The organism is Pseudomonas sp. SDO5532_S415, from assembly GCF_054071155.1.
The window spans coordinates 89,219-107,440 of record NZ_JBSVWS010000004.1 but is presented as its reverse complement, the minus strand read 5'-3'; the positions used below and the strand labels follow the sequence as shown (position 1 = coordinate 107,440).

Here is an 18,222-nt window from a genome sequence, read left to right as displayed (position 1 = left end):
GGTCCAATGTGATCCCTGTGGGAGCGAGCCTGCTCGCGAACAGGACATCACAGACACCGCAAAACTCAAACCGTGATCAACCGCTCCCGCAACTTGGCTATCTCATCGCGCATCTGCGCCGCGGCTTCAAACTCCAGGTCACGGGCGAGCTGGTACATCTTCTCTTCCAGCGCCTTGATGCGCTTGGCGATCTCACCCGGCGAGCGCAACTCGGCTTCGTACCGGGCGTTTTCCTCGGCGGCCTTGGCCATGCCCTTGCGCTTCTTGCTACGCGAACCCGGTACGGTAGCGCCTTCCATGATGTCGGCAACGTCCTTGAACACCCCTTTGGGCGTGATGCCGTTGGCCAGGTTGAAGGCGATCTGCTTGTCGCGCCGGCGCTCGGTTTCACCAATCGCCCGTTCCATGGAGCCGGTAATGCGATCGGCATAGAGAATCGCCCGACCGTTGAGGTTACGCGCCGCGCGGCCGATGGTCTGGATCAGCGAGCGCTCGGAACGCAGGAAGCCTTCCTTGTCCGCATCGAGGATGGCCACCAGCGACACTTCCGGCATATCCAGGCCTTCGCGCAGCAAGTTGATCCCTACCAGCACATCGAACGTGCCCAGGCGCAGATCGCGGATGATTTCCACCCGTTCGACGGTGTCGATGTCCGAGTGCAGGTAACGCACACGCACACCGTGGTCAGCCAGGTAATCGGTCAAGTCTTCGGCCATGCGTTTGGTCAGCGTGGTGACCAATACCCGCTCCTCAAGGGCGACACGCTTGGTGATTTCCGACAGCAAGTCGTCGACCTGGGTCAGCGCGGGACGAATCTCGATTTGCGGGTCGACCAGTCCGGTCGGGCGCACCACCATGTCAATCACACGCCCGGCATGTTCGGCCTCATAGTTACCCGGGGTCGCCGAAACGAAAATCGTCTGCGGGCTGATGCTTTCCCATTCGTCGAAACGCATCGGCCGGTTATCCAGCGCCGATGGCAGGCGGAAACCGTATTCCACCAAGGTCTCTTTACGCGAACGGTCACCTTTGTACATGGCACCGACCTGCGGCACGCTGACGTGGGATTCATCGATCACCAGCAAGGCATCGGCCGGCAGATAGTCGTAAAGGGTCGGTGGCGGCGCCCCGGCTTCACGACCGGACAGATAGCGCGAGTAGTTTTCGATGCCGTTGCAGTAGCCCAGCTCGAGGATCATCTCCAGATCGAAACGGGTGCGCTGTTCCAGACGCTGGGCTTCCACCAGTTTGTTGTTGGAGCGCAGGTATTCCAGACGCTCTTGCAACTCGACCTTGATCCCTTCGACGGCGCCCATCAGGGTTTCCCGCGGCGTCACGTAGTGGCTTTTCGGGTAGAAGGTGAAGCGCGGCAGCTTGCGGATGACTTCGCCGGTCAGCGGATCGAACGCCGACAGGCTTTCCACTTCATCATCGAACAGCTCGATGCGGATCGCTTCAAAATCGGATTCCGCCGGGTGGATATCAATCACATCGCCGCGCACCCGGAAAGTTGCCCGGGCGAATTCCATGTCATTGCGGGTGTATTGCAGATCGGCCAGGCGCCGCAACAATTCGCGCTGATCGAGCCTGTCGCCGCGATCGACGTGCAACACCATCTTCAAATAGGTTTCCGGGCTGCCCAGGCCGTAGATACACGACACCGTTGTGACGATGATCGCGTCCTTGCGCTCCAGCAATGCCTTGGTCGCGGACAGGCGCATCTGCTCGATGTGATCGTTGATCGAGGCGTCTTTCTCGATGAAGGTGTCGGAAGACGGGACGTAGGCTTCGGGCTGGTAGTAGTCGTAGTAGGAAACGAAATACTCCACGGCGTTGTTCGGAAAGAACGCCTTGAACTCGCCGTACAACTGCGCCGCCAGGGTCTTGTTCGGTGCCAGCACCAGGGTTGGACGCTGCACCTGCGCGATCACGTTGGCGATGCTGAAGGTCTTGCCCGAGCCGGTCACACCGAGCAGCGTCTGGTGCGCCAGCCCGGCTTCGATGCCCTCGACCATCAGGCGGATGGCTTCCGGCTGATCGCCGGCAGGCTCGAAGCGGGTGACTAGCTGGAATTCAGACATGCATACCTCTCGGTTCTCGGAGCAAGGAATCGCGCCTGCGCGGTCAAACCGGCAGGAACGAGAAAGGCCGCAAACGACGAACGTCGCCCGAGGAAAAAACTGGATTGTGCTCAATGTGGTGCCGATTGCCCGCGCTTTCAAGGCAAACGTCCTACATCCCACGAAGCCTTTGACGCAGCCAATCGACTAACGGTCGAAAAATAATAGGAAAAACTTACCGCAAAAGCCGAATCGTCTGTCGCCATCAATCGCAGATGGCCTCTATACTAGCTCCCCGTTTGTGCACCGCTCTAGTGCATTCGGCTGGAGCGCGACACGTCCCTCCACTCTCCATTCAGAGCCGCCGCAAAAATGAGCCTGTTCTCCGCTGTCGAAATGGCACCACGCGATCCAATCCTGGGCCTCAACGAAGCATTCAACGCCGATACCCGTACTGACAAAGTCAACCTGGGGGTCGGTGTTTACTGCAACGAGGAGGGGCGAATTCCACTCCTGCGCGCCGTTGTCGAAGCCGAGACGATTCGCGTCGCTCAACACGCCTCCCGTGGCTACCTGCCGATCGACGGCATTGCTGCCTACGACCAGGCCGTGCAAAAACTGCTGTTTGGCAATGATTCGCCGCTGATCGCTGCTGGCCGTGTCATCACCACCCAAGCCGTTGGCGGTACCGGTGCACTGAAGATCGGTGCCGACTTCCTCAAGCAACTGCTGCCGAACGCTGTCGTGGCGATCAGTGACCCGAGCTGGGAAAACCACCGCGCACTGTTCGAAACCGCTGGTTTCCCGGTACAGAACTACCGTTACTACGACGCCGCGACCCACGATGTGAACCGCGCCGGCCTGCTGGAAGACCTGAACGCCCTGCCTGACGGCTCGATCGTTGTGCTGCACGCCTGCTGCCACAACCCGACCGGTGTCGACCTGAGCCCGGCGGACTGGAAAAACGTTCTGCAAGCCGTGAAGGCCAAAGGTCATGTGCCGTTCCTCGACATGGCCTACCAGGGCTTTGGCGACGGCATCGACGAAGACGCCGCTGCCGTGCGCCTGTTCGCCGAGTCGGGCCTGACCTTCTTCGTTTCCAGCTCGTTCTCCAAATCCTTCTCGCTGTACGGCGAGCGGGTTGGCGCCCTGTCGATCGTCAGCGAATCGAAAGAAGAAAGCGCGCGCGTGCTGTCGCAAGTCAAACGCGTAATCCGCACCAACTACTCCAACCCGCCGACCCACGGTGCAAGCATCGTCGCTGCCGTACTGAACAGCCCGGAACTGCGCGCCCAGTGGGAAGCCGAACTGGCCGAAATGCGCCTGCGGATTCGTGGCATGCGCACCCAGATGGTCGACCTGCTGGCGAAAAACGCACCGCAGCGCGATTTCAGCTTCGTCGGTCGCCAGCGCGGCATGTTCTCCTACTCCGGCCTGAGCGTTGAACAGGTTCACCGCCTGCGCAACGAGTTCGGTATCTATGCCCTGGACACCGGTCGTATCTGCGTGGCGGCATTGAACCAGAGCAACATCAAGGTCGTGACGGATGCGATCGTTCAGGTGATCTGAACCGCGCCGTGATGCGTAAAACGGGAAGCCCAATGGCTTCCCGTTTTTTATAGGCCCCAGAAAATTCTCAACCCACCCACCAAGCCCTCTAAACTCTACGCAGATCAACTGTGGGAGCGAGCCTGCTCGCGAAGGCATCAGTCCAGTCGATGATGCGTTGAATTGACTATTGCCTTCGCGAACAGGCTCGCTCCCACATTGGATTTGTGTACACCCTGAATTCTGAAGAGTACCAAAATGAAAATCGATGACCTACGCGCTGAGCGCGATGACCGCGACGACCTGGATGACTTCATCCCCCGTACCCCGGCCAAACGCGGCAACAACCTGGTGATGCAAGTCGCTGCCGGCGTGTTTCTCGGCGGCCTGGCCCTGTGGCTGGTGCAATTGGGCGCCACGGCGCTTTACGCCAAGCTGATGATGGGCACGATTACCTTTGGCGGTTAGGCCAGTTCGCTCGCGCGCTGGCTGGCAGCATCGTCAAACGCGACATAGAGCGATTCAGCAACCTGACTCTTGATCGCCTTGGTGCTTTCCAGGCCCAGGACAAAGCCTTCGGCCTTGCCACCCGCGCGGTTCAATTCTTCAGCGGTGCCAGCCTGAGTGATGGCGTCGAACAGCTTCTCAGCGTGCGGGCCGACACCTTTGGGCAGGCTGATCTGAGCGATGCTCATGCGAACACCTCATCGATTAGAGGCGTTGTTGTGGTCAAGCGAGTCATGGCGCGTACCTTTTCGGCGAATGGCCGGCAGCGCGTGTAACCACTTCCGGGCGGTCATGGTAGACCTCTGAAGCGATTCTGGTAACCGACAATCATCGATAAACCACCGTCCGTCCCATTGAATCCGTCAACTTGCTATCCGATGCTTGACTTCTCTTTTTGAATCAGTAACATAGGCGCCATTCCGCGATAGCTCAGTTGGTAGAGCAAGTGACTGTTAATCACTGGGTCCCTGGTTCGAGTCCAGGTCGTGGAGCCAGACTAGGTTCGGAGAAGGCTTTCAAAATCTCCAACCAACAAAAACCCGCCTTATGGCGGGTTTTTTTCGTTTTGGCGTTTCCTGCTCATGCCTGAGACTTCACCGTCTGCCGGGGCAACTCTCCAAACCGCTGCCGATAGTAATTGGCAAACCGCCCCACATGCCCAAATCCGAATTCCAACGCCACCTCAGTCACGCTGGAGTGCGGCCGCGCCAGCAAGTACTCCCGGGCGGCTTCAAGCCGTAAACCGCGCAGACGGTCCATCGGGCTTTGGCCGTATTCGCGCTGGCATAACGTGTTCAAGCTGCGAATGCTCACCCCGGCGGCAACCGCCAGCTCGGCCAGGGTGATGCCCTGGGCCAGATGCTCGCGCATACAGGCGTCGATCTTTTGCAGTTGCCGGGTAGGTTGGCGCAAAGGCGACTCTTGTTGCGCAACGCCACAATGGCTGAGCAGAAACAGCGGCAGGCTTTGCTCCAGATGCTGCAACCAGCGCGAAGGCGCCGCGCTTGCCTCGCCGTCCGGCAAATGCTCCAGCAACTCGCTGACCAGACGAAACCAGCGCATGGCCAGCGGCCGTTGCAGACGGCTGACCGGCGCCAGCGTGAAGCCCGAGGGCAAGTCATCGCCCAGGGCGCTCTGGCCGGCGTCTAGCAAGGTTCGTGGCAGTTTCAGGATCAGTTGCTCACAGCCCTCCTCCCATACCACTCGAGCTTGTTCACGCGGGGACAGAATCGCCACTTCTCCGGGGCTGACGGCATAGCCCATGCCGTCGGACTCAAGGGTGGCACTGCCGCGCAGTGGCATCTGTACCAGCACGAAATCTTCGAAAGGCTGCGGCCGGATTTCGACCTGGCCGCCATAACGCAACGCGTAAAGCTCGCAGCTGGCGACCTGGCCGCGATAGAACGCCGTATCGACGCCGCCCCGTGGCCAATCCAATTCATGCTCCACCAGCGCTTGCCCCATCAGGCGCTGGGTTTCTTGCGCCGAGCGGCTGGTGAAGACCGGTTCGCGGCACATCAGCGACAAGTTCAGGCCCACGCTGTTGGCGGTGGCCGCCTGTAAGGTCGTCATCTCAAAGCGACCGGTTGCGACGGGCTTCGCTGCGCTGCAGGGTGGCACTGGGCGTTTCGTTGAACAGCTTGCGGTATTCGCTGGCGAACCGGCCCAAATGCGAAAACCCCCAGCACATCGCGATCACGGAGATGTTGCGCACCGAGGCGTCCTCGAGGATTTCCTGGCGCACCGCGCTGAGGCGATACTTTTTCAGGTAAGCCATGGGCGAGACGCCGAAGTGCTTGCGAAAGCCCTCGAACAGTTTGAAGCGGGACACCCCGGCTGCCGCCTCGATGTCTTCCAGGTGCATGTCTTCGCGGGCGTTGCTTTCGATGAAGTCCTTGGCGCGCACCAGGTAGTAGGGCAACTTGGCGCCCAATTGATCACGCAGTTCGGCACTGTAGTTGTTGGGCTGGGAAAGGATCAGGCCCTTGATCAGCGCGCTTTCGATATCGCGGGTGAAGAACACTTGGTTGAACAGGTCCTGGCCGCGTTCCAGTTCATCGATGTAGTAACGGGCCAGCCGCCACCAGGAGGCCGAGGCACCGTTGACCGCGTCCATCACCGGCTCGAACTTCACCGGCATTTCCAGCGGGCGTTGCAGCATGCCTTCGAGGGTCTGGCGCATGGCCATGCGGGTGATCACCACGGAAATCTTGTGGCAGTCACCGGCCATGGTCAGCGCCTGGGTTTCATGGGGCGTCACGATCAGGCCCTGGTCCTGGTTGGAGTACAACCGGCGACCGTCCTTGAGCAGTTCCTGCTCGCCGCGAATCGGCAGGCTGAGGCTGTAACAATTGAGGTGCTCGGCATCCTCGACGCCGATGGTCACGTCGGTGCCGTATTCCATCCGGCCCAGGGTCGTGGACATGGATTTGAACACATTGGCTTTGTGGTGAAACTGAATCCGGTTCGGCTGGCGAGTCTGCAGTTCGTGCGGCCCGCAAATGCCGGCCATCCAGGCACGGGCACCGGCCAGGTCGTAGCGATCGATGCGGATATCTCGAAACTGGGCAACATTTGGTTCGGTCATTTCAGTACACCCACGGCAATGGACATCGACACGCTCTTCGGCGCGTATTCTCATTACATTTGCAAGGGCTATGCCCAGCCGGTGCGAACAGGCGATATCCGCATTTTTTGGCTAGTAATCGGAAACTATCTGGATATCGAACGTGCTGTGCGGCGCTGATGCGCACAGCAACGGTGCCGGTCATGGTCAGCGCCTTGGGTAATGCGCTACCCAAGGCGTCACTTCAGCGCACAACCGCGTTCGATTTGAGGGCAGGACGTTACCAAAATTTCCAGGTGTAAGTGGTGATCAGGCGGTTCTCCACCCAGTCATTGCCGTGGCTGAATTTGGCGACGACATTGCCCGCCTCCACTCCCACGCCTTTGAGCGGCCCGCTTTGCACGACATAGGACAGCACCAGGTCGCGCTGCTGTTCCGCCGCCTGGCTGAGGTTGTCGCCACGATCCACCGACGTCCCCTTGAAGTAACGGGTCATGAAGTTCAGGCCTGGCAATCCCATGGCGGCAAAGTCGTAGTCATAACGAACCTGCCAGGATTTTTCGTTGGGCTTGATGAACCCCAACCGCGACCAGTTCACCAGAAACGGCTGCGGGACATAACCGCCCAGGGTCGGAAAGCTGCTGTCACCGAGCATGCGCTGGTATCCCACGCCGAAGCGATGCCCGCCCTTTTTCAGCGAGGTCATGGCGCCGTAGGAGCGGTTGTCGATGTCGCCGTAGAGGGCGTCACCGTCTTCGCTGTTGTTGAAGTAACGCAGGTCGGTCTTCAGTGCATAACCGTCGCCCAGGTCGGCCAGATGGGTGATACCCAGGTAGTGCTGCTGGTAGATATCTTCCAGTTGTGCGTAGAAATAGGTCCCGGTCAGCGATGGGCTCAAGGCATAACTGGCACCGGCGAGGTTGAGGCCGTCACTGCCGTGCCGCACGCCGGAACCGGTCTGCAAATACAGTTTTTCGTAGTTGGAGGAGTTACGCGCCCCGATCTGCGTCAGCCGCCCGGCGGTCAATGTCAGGCGGTCGACTTCCTTGGATTCGAGCAAGGCACCGCGATAGGTCGTCACCAGTTGGCGCGAATCGTCAATGATCACCACCGGCAGAAACGGCCGCAGCTCACCGACCTTCAACTCGGTTTTCGAATAGCGCATTTTCAACGTCACACCGCCGCGGCCGTATTCATCGGCCTGCTCCTGTCGGCTCTGGCTGTAAGGGATGATGGTGTCATCGCCGCGCCCTCCACCGCCGTCCAGTCGATAGGCATATTGCGCCTCTGCATCGAGGCCGAACTGCACCGGGCCTTCGGTATAGCCGGAGGCGAAACGCAGGTCAAAACCCTGGGTCCAACTGCCCACCCGCGACTGGGGCGGGTTGTTTTCCTTGTAATCCCGATCGATGTAAAAGTTGCGCGTACCCAGCGTCAGCTTGCTGTCATTGACCACATCCGCCTGTGCCAACAATGGCGTCAACAAGCCCACTGCTTGAACCCCTCGGACTAACCACGTTTTATGCAACATATTATTTCTTCCCCCTGCCGCTTATATAGCAACGCATGAATAAAAGGCACTTCTGGTACAAAACCCAAGGCCATGTGCAATGGCAGTTTCCAGTGACCTGCAGCGAGACACTCTGGTGGTGCTTCGATTGAAATTAAGCCGTAACAAGTTCATCAACGGCTATCCCGTTACTGAACGACAAATAGCCATTTGCTCAGCCGCCGAATGCAGCGAAGGCCTTTATTTACGGGAGTTCATGACTGACAACCGCGGATCGAGGCTTATTTTCCGGATGGGTTTCCACTAATAAGCGGATAGACCCTGCCAGCCACCACGTCATTAAATGAAGCCATGAATTAGCCCATTGGCCGAGGACTGGGATATGACAACTGCACGAAGTGTCGAACAGTGGAAAAGTTATATAGAAAGTTGCCTGGACTTCCGTCCGCAAGACGGTGTTTATCGCATTGCCCGCGATATGTTTACCGACCCGGAACTGTTCGACCTGGAAATGGAACTGATTTTCGAGAAGAACTGGATCTACGCCTGCCACGAAAGCGAGATCGCCAATAACCACGACTTCATGACGATGCGTGCCGGGCGCCAGCCGCTGATCATCACCCGCGACGGGGAAGGCCGTCTCAATGCCCTGATCAACGCCTGCCAGCACCGTGGCACCACCCTCACCCGCGTCGGCAAGGGCAACCAGTCGACCTTCACCTGCCCCTTCCACGCCTGGTGCTACAAAAGCGACGGCCGTCTGGTGAAGGTCAAGGCGCCGGGGGAATACCCCGAAGGCTTCGACAAGGCCACCCGCGGCCTGAAAAAGGCCCGTATCGAAAGCTACAATGGCTTTGTGTTCGTCAGCCTCGACGTGCAAGGCACCGACACCCTGGAAGACTTCCTCGGAGACGCCAAGGTGTTCTTCGACATGATGGTGGCGCAGTCACCGACCGGTCAGCTCGAAGTGCTGCCGGGCAAGTCCGCCTACACCTATGACGGCAACTGGAAACTGCAGAATGAGAACGGCCTGGACGGTTATCACGTCAGCACCGTCCACTACAACTACGTGGCCACCGTGCAGCACCGCCAGCAGGTCAACGCCGAAAAAGGCCTGAGCGCCAGCGACACCCTGGACTACAGCAAGCTGGGCGCCGGCGACAAGGAAACCGACGACGGCTGGTTCGCTTTCCACAACGGCCACAGCGTGCTGTTCAGCGATATGCCCAACCCGGCCGTGCGCCCGGGCTACGCCAGCATCATGCCGCGCCTGGTCAAGGAGCATGGTCAGGGTAAGGCCGAGTGGATGATGCACCGCCTGCGCAACCTGAACGTCTACCCGAGCATGTTTTTCCTCGACCAGATCAGCTCGCAACTGCGGATCATCCGCCCGCTGGCCTGGAACAAGACCGAGATCAACAGCTTCTGCCTGGGCGTGGTGGGCGAGTCGGATGCCGATCGGGAAAACCGCATTCGCCAGTTCGAAGACTTCTTCAACGTGTCCGGCATGGGCACCCCCGACGACCTGGTGGAGTTCCGTGAAGCCCAACGTGGTTTCCAGGCCCGCCTGGAACGCTGGAGTGACATTTCCCGCGGCGAAGGCAAGTGGGTCCAAGGCCCCACCCGCAACAGCGAAACCATTGGCATCGCCCCGGCGCTGACCGGCACCGAGTTCACCCATGAAGGCCTGTACGTCAACCAGCACGCCAACTGGCAGCGCTTTTTGCTCGAAGGCCTGGCGCGCAAGGCGGCCGAACAACAACCGTTGAAACTGCGTGAGGTGTGAACATGAATTCGCAACTGCAATACCGCGTCGAACAATTTCTTTACCGCAACGCCGAGGCCTGCGATGCCCAGGACTGGGACACCTACCTGGCCATGTTCAGCGACGACAGCGAATTCCACCTGCCGCAATGGGATTCGGAGCACGTCTACACCACCGACCCGAAAAAAGGCATGTCGCTGATCTATTACCCCAACCGGGGTGGCCTGGAAGACCGGGTGTTCCGCATTCGCACCGGCAAGGCGGCATCGACCATTCCGATGCCGCGCACCCTGCACCTGATCAGCAACGTGCGCATCGCGCCGCTGCAGGACGATGAGCTGGAGGTGCGCGTCAACTGGAACACCCTGTACTACCGCATGCAGACCGCCGAGCAATTCTTCGGCCGCGCCACCTACCGGCTGCGCCCCGATGGCGAGAGCTGGAAGATCGCCCGCAAACACGTGGTGCTGCTCAACGACACGATCAACTCCGTGCTCGATTTCTACCATCTCTGAACCTCGCGGATTAACGCTCATGACGTACAAGGTCGCCTTCAGTTTCGCCGACGGCAAAACACTCTTCTGCAACGTGCAGAACAATGAAATCCTGCTCGACGCGGCCCTGCGCAGCGGGATCAAGATTCCGTTGGACTGCCGCGAAGGGGTTTGCGCGACCTGCCAGGGCCGCTGTGAATCCGGGCAGTACACCCAGGACTACGTGGACGATGAAGCCCTGTCCGCCAGCGACCTGGCCGAACGCAAAGTGTTGACTTGCCAGACCCGCGTGCAGTCGGATGCCGCGTTCTACTTCGACTTCGACTCCAGCCTCTGCGGCAGCAGCGGCCCGAGCAGTCTGCAAGGCACCGTGAGCGAGGTGCGACAGGTCTCCCCGACCACCGCCATCGTGCACGTGGAAGTCGGTGCCGCAGGCGCGGCGCTGGACTACCTGCCGGGTCAGTACGCGCGCCTGCAAGTACCGGGCACCGAGCACCGCCGCTCGTATTCCTTTGCCTGCGCGCCAGGCAACAGCCACCTGCAGTTTCTCATTCGCCTGCTGCCCAGCGGCGTGATGACCGACTACGTGCGCGATCGTTGCCAGGTCGGCGATGTGATCCACATGGAAGCGCCGCTGGGTGCGTTCTACTTGCGCCATATCGACCGCCCGCTGATGATGGTGGCCGGCGGTACCGGGCTGTCGGCGTTCCTGGGCATGCTCGAGCAGATCGCCGAGCAGCACGGCTGCGGTCACCCGGTGCACCTGTACTACGGCGTGCGCGAGGCCGCGGACCTGTGCGAGGTCTCGCGCATCGAGGCCTATGCCGCACGAATCCCGGGGTTCCGTTTCACGCCCGTGGTCAGCAACCCCAACCCCGACTGGCCGGGCAAGACCGGCTATATCGCCGAACACCTGGAGTTGGCCGAGCTGCGTGACCAGCCGTTCGATCTGTACCTGTGCGGCCCGCCGCCGATGGTCGAGTCGATCAAGGACTGGCGCCAGCAGCACGGCCTGGATCAAAGCCGCCTTTACCTGGAGAAGTTCACCGAGAGCAACAGCTGACACAGCGCCCCATAACAACAATCAATCGGCCCGACCGAACACTGAATCACTGCCCTCATCGATATCCACCGTGCGTTGGCACGACCTACTTCATAGGCCGCCTCATGAAAAACCTGGTATTGCGTGCATGTCTGGCAACCTCCCTCTGCGCAGCGACTGCTGCCCAGGCCGTGGAACCTGTCCGAATCGGCTTCATCACCACCCTCTCCACCCCCGCCGGCTACCTGGGCGAAGACTCGCGCGACGGCTTCCAGCTGGCGATCGATCAGGAAGGCGGCAAGCTCGGCGGCGTGCCGGTGCAACTCATCGTGGAAGATGATGGCCTGCAACCGGCCAAGGCCAAGCAGATCGCCGACCGCATGAGCCTGGACGGCATATCGCTGTACACCGGGGTGATTTTTTCCAACGTGCTGGCGGCCGTGATCAACACCGCGACCAAGAACGGTTTCTACGTCAGCAACAACACCGCGCCCTCGACCCTGGCCGGTGAAAAGTGCATGGCCAACTACTTCGTCGGCTCCTACCAGAACGACACCCCGCACGAGATGGCCGGTGTCGCCGCCAATGAGCTGGGCTACAAGAAGATGGTGATCCTGGCGCCCAACTACCAGGGCGGCCGTGACGCACTGGCCGGTTTCAAGCGCACCTTCAAGGGTGAAGTGACCGAGATCTACACCAAGCTCAACCAGCTCGACTTTTCGGTGGAACTGGCGCGCGTGCGCTCGCTGGCGCCGGATGCGATCTTCCAGTTTCACCCCGGTGGCGGCGGCATCAACTTCGCCAAGCAATACGGCGGCTCGGGCCTGTCGGCGCACATTCCGATGGTGGTGCCGGTGTTCTCCATGGATGAGCGCATGCTCGCCGCTACCGGCGACGTGGCCAAGGGCACCAACATCGTCACCCTGTGGAACCCGCAATCGGACAACCCGGCCAACCAAGCCTTCGTCAAGGCCTTCACCGAGAAGTACAAGCGCGCCCCGACGGTGTATGCCGCCCAGACCTACGACACGGCACGCTTGATCGGCGCCGCCCTGAAAACCTCCCAGGGCAATCTGCAAGACCAGGCGGCCTTCCGCGCGGCCATGAAGAACGTCAAGTTCGATTCCATTCGCGGTGACTTCAGCTTCGCCCAGAACCAACACCCGGTGATCGACTGGTACCTGCTGCAAGTGCAGGCCGGCGCTGACGGCAAGCTGGTCGAAGTGCCGATCAAAACCCTGGCGACCCGCCACGTCGACAGTTACGCCGCTCAATGCACGATCTGATCGGCACCTGAACCCCGTCCTCGCCCTGCAGCACCACTGCGGGGCGTTTTCATGAGGAACGCAGCAATGCTATTGCTCGAACAGATTCTCAACGGCCTGCAATACAGCGCCTTGCTGTTTCTGCTGGCCTCGGGCCTGACCCTGATTTTCGGCATCATGGGCGTGATCAACCTGGCCCATGGGGCCTTTTACATGGTCGGCGCTTTCTGTGCCGCCTACACCGCCATGGCCACCGGCTCGTTCTGGCTCGGCGGCCTGGCCGCGCTGATCGGTTCGGCCTGCTACGGCGCGTTGATCGAAACCTCGATCATGCGTCGACTCTACAATCGCGATCACCTGGATCAGGTGCTGACGACCCTGGCCGTGGTGTTTTTCAGCAACGAACTGCTGACCCTGATTTTCGGCCGCAGCCCGCCGGCAATGCCCACGCCCGATTGGTATTCAAGCTTCGTTGAAGTGCTGCCGGGGCTGATGTACCCGGTCAGCCGGCTGCTGTTCATCGCCGCCGGGCTGATCGTGGCGGTCGGCATGTGGTTGCTGATCAACCACACGCGCCTGGGCATGCTGATTCGCGCCGGTGCCGACGACCATGAAATGGTCGGTGCGCTGGGCGTCAACATCGCCCGGCTGTACACCCTGGTGTTCGTATTCGGCTGCGTGCTGTGCGGCCTGGCCGGTTTCATGGCCGCACCGCTGCTGTCGGTGGAAATCGGCATGGGCGAGAAAATCCTGATCACCACCTTCGTGGTCATCGTCGTTGGCGGTGTCGGCTCAGTGCGCGGGGCGCTGGTGGGAGCCCTGCTGATCGGTATGGTCGACAGCCTGGGGCGTGCCTACATCCCGCCACTGCTGGACCAACTGCTGCCCAGCGAAACCAGCGGCACCATTAGCGCCGGGCTGATTTCCGCCAGCGCCTACATCGTCATGGCCCTGGTGCTGCTGGTGCGTCCGCGCGGCCTGCTGCCGGCCCGTGTCTGAGGAGAACGCCATGTCACCACGCCTTATCATCGACCTCGCGTGCCTGGCGACCTTCGCCTGCATGCCGCTGCTGGCCCACTGGTTGCACGAACCTTACCTGGTCAGCTTCTTCACCCGCCTGGCCATCTATGGCATGGCGGCCATTAGCCTGGACCTGCTGATCGGCTATGGCGCCATGGTCAGCTTCGGCCATGCCGCATTCTTCGGCCTGGGTGGTTACATCGTTGGCATCATCGCCTTTCACACCTCGCAAGGCATGCCGCTGTGGGGTTGGGACGGCAGCAACAGCGCGCTGGTGGTGTGGCCCCTGGCCCTGCTGGTGTGCGCGCTGTTCTCGCTGCTGGTGGGTTATCTGTCGCTGCGCACCAGCGGTGTGCAGTTCATCATGATCACCCTGGCGTTCGGCCAGATGCTCTACTTCGTGCTCGGCTCGCTGTCGCTGTACGGCGGCGACGACGGCATTCTGCTGAGCGAACGCAACACCTTGGGCGCCCTGGATCTGAGTGATGCCAACCACTTCTACTACCTGTGCGTGGCCTTGCTGGCCGGCTGGTTGCTGCTGTGCCGGCGGCTGGTCAATTCGCGTTTCGGTTTTGTGTTGCGCGGGCTCAAGCAGAGCGAGCGGCGCAGCGTCAGCCTGGGCCTCAAACCCTTGCGCTATCGCCTGACGGCGTTTGTGATCGCCGGCACCGGCGGTGGCCTGGCGGGCATTCTGTGGGCCAACTACGCGCTGTTCGTCAGCCCTGACATGGGCGCCTGGCACAAGTCCGGCGAACTGATGGCGATGGTGATTCTCGGCGGCGTAGGCACCCTGCTCGGCCCGCTGCTGGGCGCGGCCACCTATCTGGGCCTTGAACAGGTGCTGAGCCAGTGGACCGAGCACTGGATGCTGATTTTCGGGCCATTGCTGTTGCTGGTGGTGCTGTTCGGCAAGAAAGGCGTCTACGGATTGCTGCTGAGCCTGCTGCAGCGCAAACCGAAGGTGGTTGCCGTCAAACCCAACGCCGCCGTGGAGGTACGCCCATGAGCGCACAACTGTCGATTCGTGATTTGCACAAGGCTTTCGGTGCGGTGAAAGCCACCAACGGCGCCAGCCTTGAACTGGCCAAGGGCGAACTGCACGCCATCATCGGCCCCAACGGCGCCGGCAAGTCCACCTTGATCGCCCAGATCGCCGGCGAGATTTTCCCCGACCAGGGCCAGATCCACCTCAATGGTCAGGACATCACCCGCGTGCCGGCCTGGCAGCGGCCACGCCTGGGCCTGGCGCGTGCGTTCCAGGTCAGCCAGCTGTACACCGAGTTCAGCCTGCTGGAGAACGTCGCCCTGGCCATCGCCGCCCGCGAAGGCAAGGCGTTCGGCATGTGGCACCCGCTGTCCCGCGACACTCGCCTGCTGGAGCCGGCGCTGGGCTACTTGCAGCAGGTGGGCCTGGGCCTTCGCGCACAAGACCCGGTCCACGAACTGTCCCACGGCGAACGGCGACAACTGGAGATTGCCCTGGCACTGGCTCAGGAAGCTTCAGTGCTGCTGCTCGATGAGCCGATGGCCGGGATGGGGGCCGATGAATCCGCGCGCATGACCGAGTTGCTGCACAGCCTCAAAGGCCGCTACGCGATCCTGCTGGTGGAACATGACATGGACGCGGTATTCGCCCTCGCCGACCGCATCACGGTGCTGGTGTACGGCCAGACGGTGCTGACCGGCAGCGTCGAACAAGTGCGCAACGACCCGCAAGTGCGGGCCGCTTACCTGGGAGAAGAACATGCTTGACGTTCAAGGCTTGAAAGCGGGCTACGGCTTGAGCCAGGTGTTGTTCGACATGCACCTGAGCATCGAGCAGGGCCAGGTGGTGTCGTTGATCGGCCGTAACGGCATGGGCAAGACCACCACGGTCAAATCGATCATGGGGCTGCTCAAGCCCAGTGCCGGCAGCATTCGCATCAACGGCACGGAAATGCGCGGTGCCGCGCCCTATCGCATCGCCAAGGCCGGCCTGGGGTTGGTGCCGGAGGGGCGCCGCGCCTTCGGCACCTTGAGCGTGCGGGAAAACCTGCTGGCCACCGCCACGCGGGGCAAGTGGGACCTGGCGCGGGTCTATGAACTGTTCCCGCGCCTGCTGGAGCGCCAGGACCAGCTGTCACGCACCCTCTCGGGCGGCGAACAACAGATGCTGGTGGTCGGCCGCGCGCTGCTGACCAACCCCAGCCTGCTGATTCTCGACGAAGCCACTGAAGGGCTGGCACCGATCATTCGCGAGCAGATCTGGAGTTGCCTGGCCACCCTCAAGGCCGAGGGTGAGACGATTCTGGTGATCGACAAAAACCTCAAGGAAATGGCGCGGGTGGTCGACCGTCATCACATCATCGAGAAAGGACGCCAGGTCTGGGATGGCACGCCGGTGGAGCTGGCGGCGCAACCCGAACTGTCGCAACGCTACCTGGGAGTGTGAGCCGCCATGGACCTCAATCAGGCTTACAACAACGTCGCAGCCGTCGGCAATTTTCCACAGATCATGCAGCGGTTTCGCCAGCGCAGCGCCGAGACTTATGCACGCCACGCCTGGCAGCGCGACGTGACCTATGGCAATGCCATGCGCGAGCGTTTCGACTGGTACGCCCAGGCGGATGCCGGGGCGCCGACGCTGCTGTTCATTCATGGCGGTTACTGGCAGGCCTCGGACAAGGACGACTACGCCTTCATCGCCGAGGGCCTGATCGAGTCCGGCTTCAATGTCGGTTTGCTGGAATACACCCTGGCGCCCGAGGCGAACATGGCCACCATCGTCGGCCAGATCGGCAAGGCACTGGACCACCTGCTGGCGCAGCGGGAAGCCTTGAACATCGGTCAACAGGTGGTGCTGTGCGGGCACTCGGCCGGTGGCCATCTGAGTGCACTGCATCGCCGGCATCCGCTGGTGAGCCTGGCCATGCCGATCAGCGGCCTGATGGAGCTCGAACCCATCAGCCGCTGCTGGCTGAACGACAAGCTGCGACTGAGCGAAGAGGACATCCAGCGCTATAGCCCGCAAAGGCTGATCGGCGCCGGTGCACCGCTGCTGGTGACCGTGGGTGGGGATGAGTTGCCGGAGTTGATCCGCCACTCGCGCGACTACGCCAGTGCCTGTCGCGAGGCCGGGCAGGCCGTGAGCCTTGTCGAGCTTGCAGGCTGTCATCACTTTGCGGTGCTGGACGATCTGGCCAGGGCGGATGGCGAACAGTTGCGTGCTTTGTTGGCACTTCTGAAGGTGACACATTCAACCGGATAACACGCGTTACCGTTAACGTCCATCGCGAGCGAGCTCGCTCCTACAGGCATTGCGCAGCCCTTTGTGGGAGCGAGCCTGCTCGCGAAAAAACGCCCGGACGCCGCGGTCATTCAGGCAGGCCGCGTTATCGAAGACGCCCATCGCGCCCGTCAATCATTCTCGCCAGATGTGGATACAGGTTTGCCGTTTGCGGCTTTTTTGACCCTCTCAGGCTTCATACAGTGACTACGAATTCAGACAGGAATTGCGTATGTCCAGCCTCTCGCTCAGGGTCCAACAGGTCGACCCCCTGACTCCCAGAATCCGCCGCGTGCTGCTGGTGTCCAGCGCCGCCCAGCCACTGCCGGGCTTCACCGCCGGGGCACATCTGGAGCTGCATGTGCCTGGCAGCCGCGCGCAACGCAGGGCCTATTCGCTGGTCAACCTGCCCGACGGTGAACACTACGAAATCGCCGTCCAGCTCGAAGAGGCCAGTACCGGCGGATCGCGTTGGGTGCACTCGCTCAAGGTCGGCGACGAACTGCTGGCCGATGCGCCCCGCAACCACTTCCCACTGTGTGAAAACACCGAGCATGCGCTGCTGATCGCCGGCGGCATCGGCATCACGCCCATGCTGGGCATGGCCCGGTCGCTGCAAGCGGCGGGCAAGCCCTTCACCCTGCACTACGCCGGTCGCGATGAAGCACAGATGGCCTATCTGCCAGAGGCCCGCGCCTGCCAGGACAACCATTGCTGGATCAGCGGCGGCGACCCGCAAAAGCGCTTCCCCGCCGCCACGATCCTGGCCGCGCCAAGGCCCGGCCTGCACCTCTACATCTGCGGTCCGAGCGCCATGCTCAACAGTGTGTTGGCCTGCGCTCGCGAACAGGGTTGGGCCGAGGATCACCTGCATTACGAACTGTTCAGCGGCGCCCTGGAAATGGCCAGCGATCAAGGCTTTGAAGTACTGCTGCGCGAAACCGGCGTGAACCTGCAAGTGGCGGCCGGGCAAAGCGTGCTGGACGCCATGCTCCAGGCCGGCCTGGACCCGATGTTCGATTGCCGACGAGGTGACTGCGGCGTATGCGTCGCCCAGGTCATCGACGGTCAGCCCGATCACCGCGACATCTGCCTGTCGGAGCGCGACCGCGCCAGCGGCAGTTTCTGCACCTGTGTCTCCCGTGCCAGCAGCGCGCTGCTGGTGCTCGATCTGTGACAA

General features: G+C 61.3%; 17 protein-coding genes and 1 tRNA gene. 13 read left to right on the top strand and 5 right to left on the bottom strand.

Annotated elements, in window-relative coordinates; genetic code table 11:
* Positions 1-65: 65 nt before the first annotated feature.
* On the bottom strand, positions 66-2,081 hold the full coding sequence (gene uvrB, locus ACW9HW_RS03245; RefSeq protein WP_095196863.1) for an excinuclease ABC subunit UvrB: 2,016 nt from the start codon (positions 2,079-2,081) through the stop codon (positions 66-68).
* A 351-nt stretch (positions 2,082-2,432) separates the two neighbouring features.
* Between uvrB and ACW9HW_RS03240 the strand changes: the two genes are divergently transcribed.
* Positions 2,433-3,629 carry an amino acid aminotransferase gene (locus ACW9HW_RS03240; protein ID WP_095196865.1) on the top strand — a complete coding sequence of 399 codons (1,197 nt, stop codon included), beginning with the start codon at positions 2,433-2,435 and terminating at the stop codon, positions 3,627-3,629.
* Positions 3,630-3,866: 237 nt separating this feature from the next.
* On the top strand, positions 3,867-4,076 hold the full coding sequence (locus tag ACW9HW_RS03235; RefSeq protein WP_095196866.1) for a hypothetical protein: 210 nt from the start codon (positions 3,867-3,869) through the stop codon (positions 4,074-4,076).
* Here the strand turns inward: ACW9HW_RS03235 and ACW9HW_RS03230 are convergent.
* Positions 4,073-4,303, bottom strand: coding sequence for a hypothetical protein (locus ACW9HW_RS03230; RefSeq protein ID WP_095196867.1), 231 nt, complete (start codon positions 4,301-4,303; stop codon positions 4,073-4,075). The two genes, ACW9HW_RS03235 and ACW9HW_RS03230, sit on opposite strands and share 4 nt — an antisense overlap.
* Before the next feature lie 230 nt (positions 4,304-4,533).
* Here ACW9HW_RS03230 and ACW9HW_RS03225 point away from each other — a divergent pair.
* A tRNA-Asn gene (locus ACW9HW_RS03225) sits at positions 4,534-4,609 on the top strand.
* A gap of 85 nt (positions 4,610-4,694) precedes the next feature.
* Here the strand turns inward: ACW9HW_RS03225 and ACW9HW_RS03220 are convergent.
* The 3 genes from ACW9HW_RS03220 to ACW9HW_RS03210 all read right to left on the bottom strand — a co-directional run bounded on the left by ACW9HW_RS03220 (position 4,695) and on the right by ACW9HW_RS03210 (position 8,212).
* A complete protein-coding gene (locus ACW9HW_RS03220; RefSeq protein ID WP_095196868.1) occupies positions 4,695-5,687 on the bottom strand; it encodes an AraC family transcriptional regulator in 993 nt (330 codons plus the stop codon).
* 1 nt (position 5,688) lies between these two features.
* Positions 5,689-6,702 carry an AraC family transcriptional regulator gene (locus ACW9HW_RS03215; RefSeq protein WP_457398303.1) on the bottom strand — a complete coding sequence of 338 codons (1,014 nt, stop codon included), beginning with the start codon at positions 6,700-6,702 and terminating at the stop codon, positions 5,689-5,691.
* A 259-nt stretch (positions 6,703-6,961) separates the two neighbouring features.
* Entirely contained in the window at positions 6,962-8,212 is a 1,251-nt protein-coding gene (locus ACW9HW_RS03210) for an OprD family porin (protein WP_457398300.1), read from the bottom strand.
* Positions 8,213-8,573: 361 nt separating this feature from the next.
* Between ACW9HW_RS03210 and antA the strand changes: the two genes are divergently transcribed.
* The 10 genes from antA (at position 8,574) to ACW9HW_RS03160 (ending at position 18,219) form a co-directional block, all read left to right on the top strand.
* Positions 8,574-9,977 (top strand): anthranilate 1,2-dioxygenase large subunit, encoded by a 1,404-nt coding sequence (antA, locus tag ACW9HW_RS03205; RefSeq protein ID WP_095196871.1) that lies wholly within the window; start codon positions 8,574-8,576, stop codon positions 9,975-9,977.
* A 2-nt stretch (positions 9,978-9,979) separates the two neighbouring features.
* Positions 9,980-10,471: an anthranilate 1,2-dioxygenase small subunit gene (antB, locus tag ACW9HW_RS03200; protein ID WP_095196872.1), complete on the top strand. Its 492-nt coding sequence runs from the start codon at positions 9,980-9,982 to the stop codon at positions 10,469-10,471.
* Between the two features lie 19 nt (positions 10,472-10,490).
* A complete protein-coding gene (gene antC / locus ACW9HW_RS03195) occupies positions 10,491-11,513 on the top strand; it encodes an anthranilate 1,2-dioxygenase electron transfer component AntC (RefSeq protein WP_095196873.1) in 1,023 nt (340 codons plus the stop codon).
* Positions 11,514-11,617: 104 nt separating this feature from the next.
* Positions 11,618-12,778: an ABC transporter substrate-binding protein gene (locus ACW9HW_RS03190; protein ID WP_457398296.1), complete on the top strand. Its 1,161-nt coding sequence runs from the start codon at positions 11,618-11,620 to the stop codon at positions 12,776-12,778.
* A 66-nt stretch (positions 12,779-12,844) separates the two neighbouring features.
* On the top strand, positions 12,845-13,756 hold the full coding sequence (locus ACW9HW_RS03185; RefSeq protein ID WP_457398293.1) for a branched-chain amino acid ABC transporter permease: 912 nt from the start codon (positions 12,845-12,847) through the stop codon (positions 13,754-13,756).
* Between the two features lie 10 nt (positions 13,757-13,766).
* Positions 13,767-14,783, top strand: coding sequence for a branched-chain amino acid ABC transporter permease (locus ACW9HW_RS03180; RefSeq protein ID WP_095196876.1), 1,017 nt, complete (start codon positions 13,767-13,769; stop codon positions 14,781-14,783).
* A complete protein-coding gene (locus ACW9HW_RS03175) occupies positions 14,780-15,529 on the top strand; it encodes an ABC transporter ATP-binding protein (protein WP_457398289.1) in 750 nt (249 codons plus the stop codon). Before ACW9HW_RS03180 ends, ACW9HW_RS03175 begins: the two co-directional genes overlap by 4 nt.
* Positions 15,522-16,208 (top strand): ABC transporter ATP-binding protein, encoded by a 687-nt coding sequence (locus ACW9HW_RS03170; protein WP_095196878.1) that lies wholly within the window; start codon positions 15,522-15,524, stop codon positions 16,206-16,208. Before ACW9HW_RS03175 ends, ACW9HW_RS03170 begins: the two co-directional genes overlap by 8 nt.
* A gap of 6 nt (positions 16,209-16,214) precedes the next feature.
* Positions 16,215-17,024 (top strand): alpha/beta hydrolase, encoded by an 810-nt coding sequence (locus ACW9HW_RS03165; RefSeq protein WP_457398286.1) that lies wholly within the window; start codon positions 16,215-16,217, stop codon positions 17,022-17,024.
* Between the two features lie 250 nt (positions 17,025-17,274).
* A complete protein-coding gene (locus ACW9HW_RS03160; RefSeq protein ID WP_457398283.1) occupies positions 17,275-18,219 on the top strand; it encodes a PDR/VanB family oxidoreductase in 945 nt (314 codons plus the stop codon).
* The last annotated feature ends 3 nt before the right edge of the window (positions 18,220-18,222 follow it).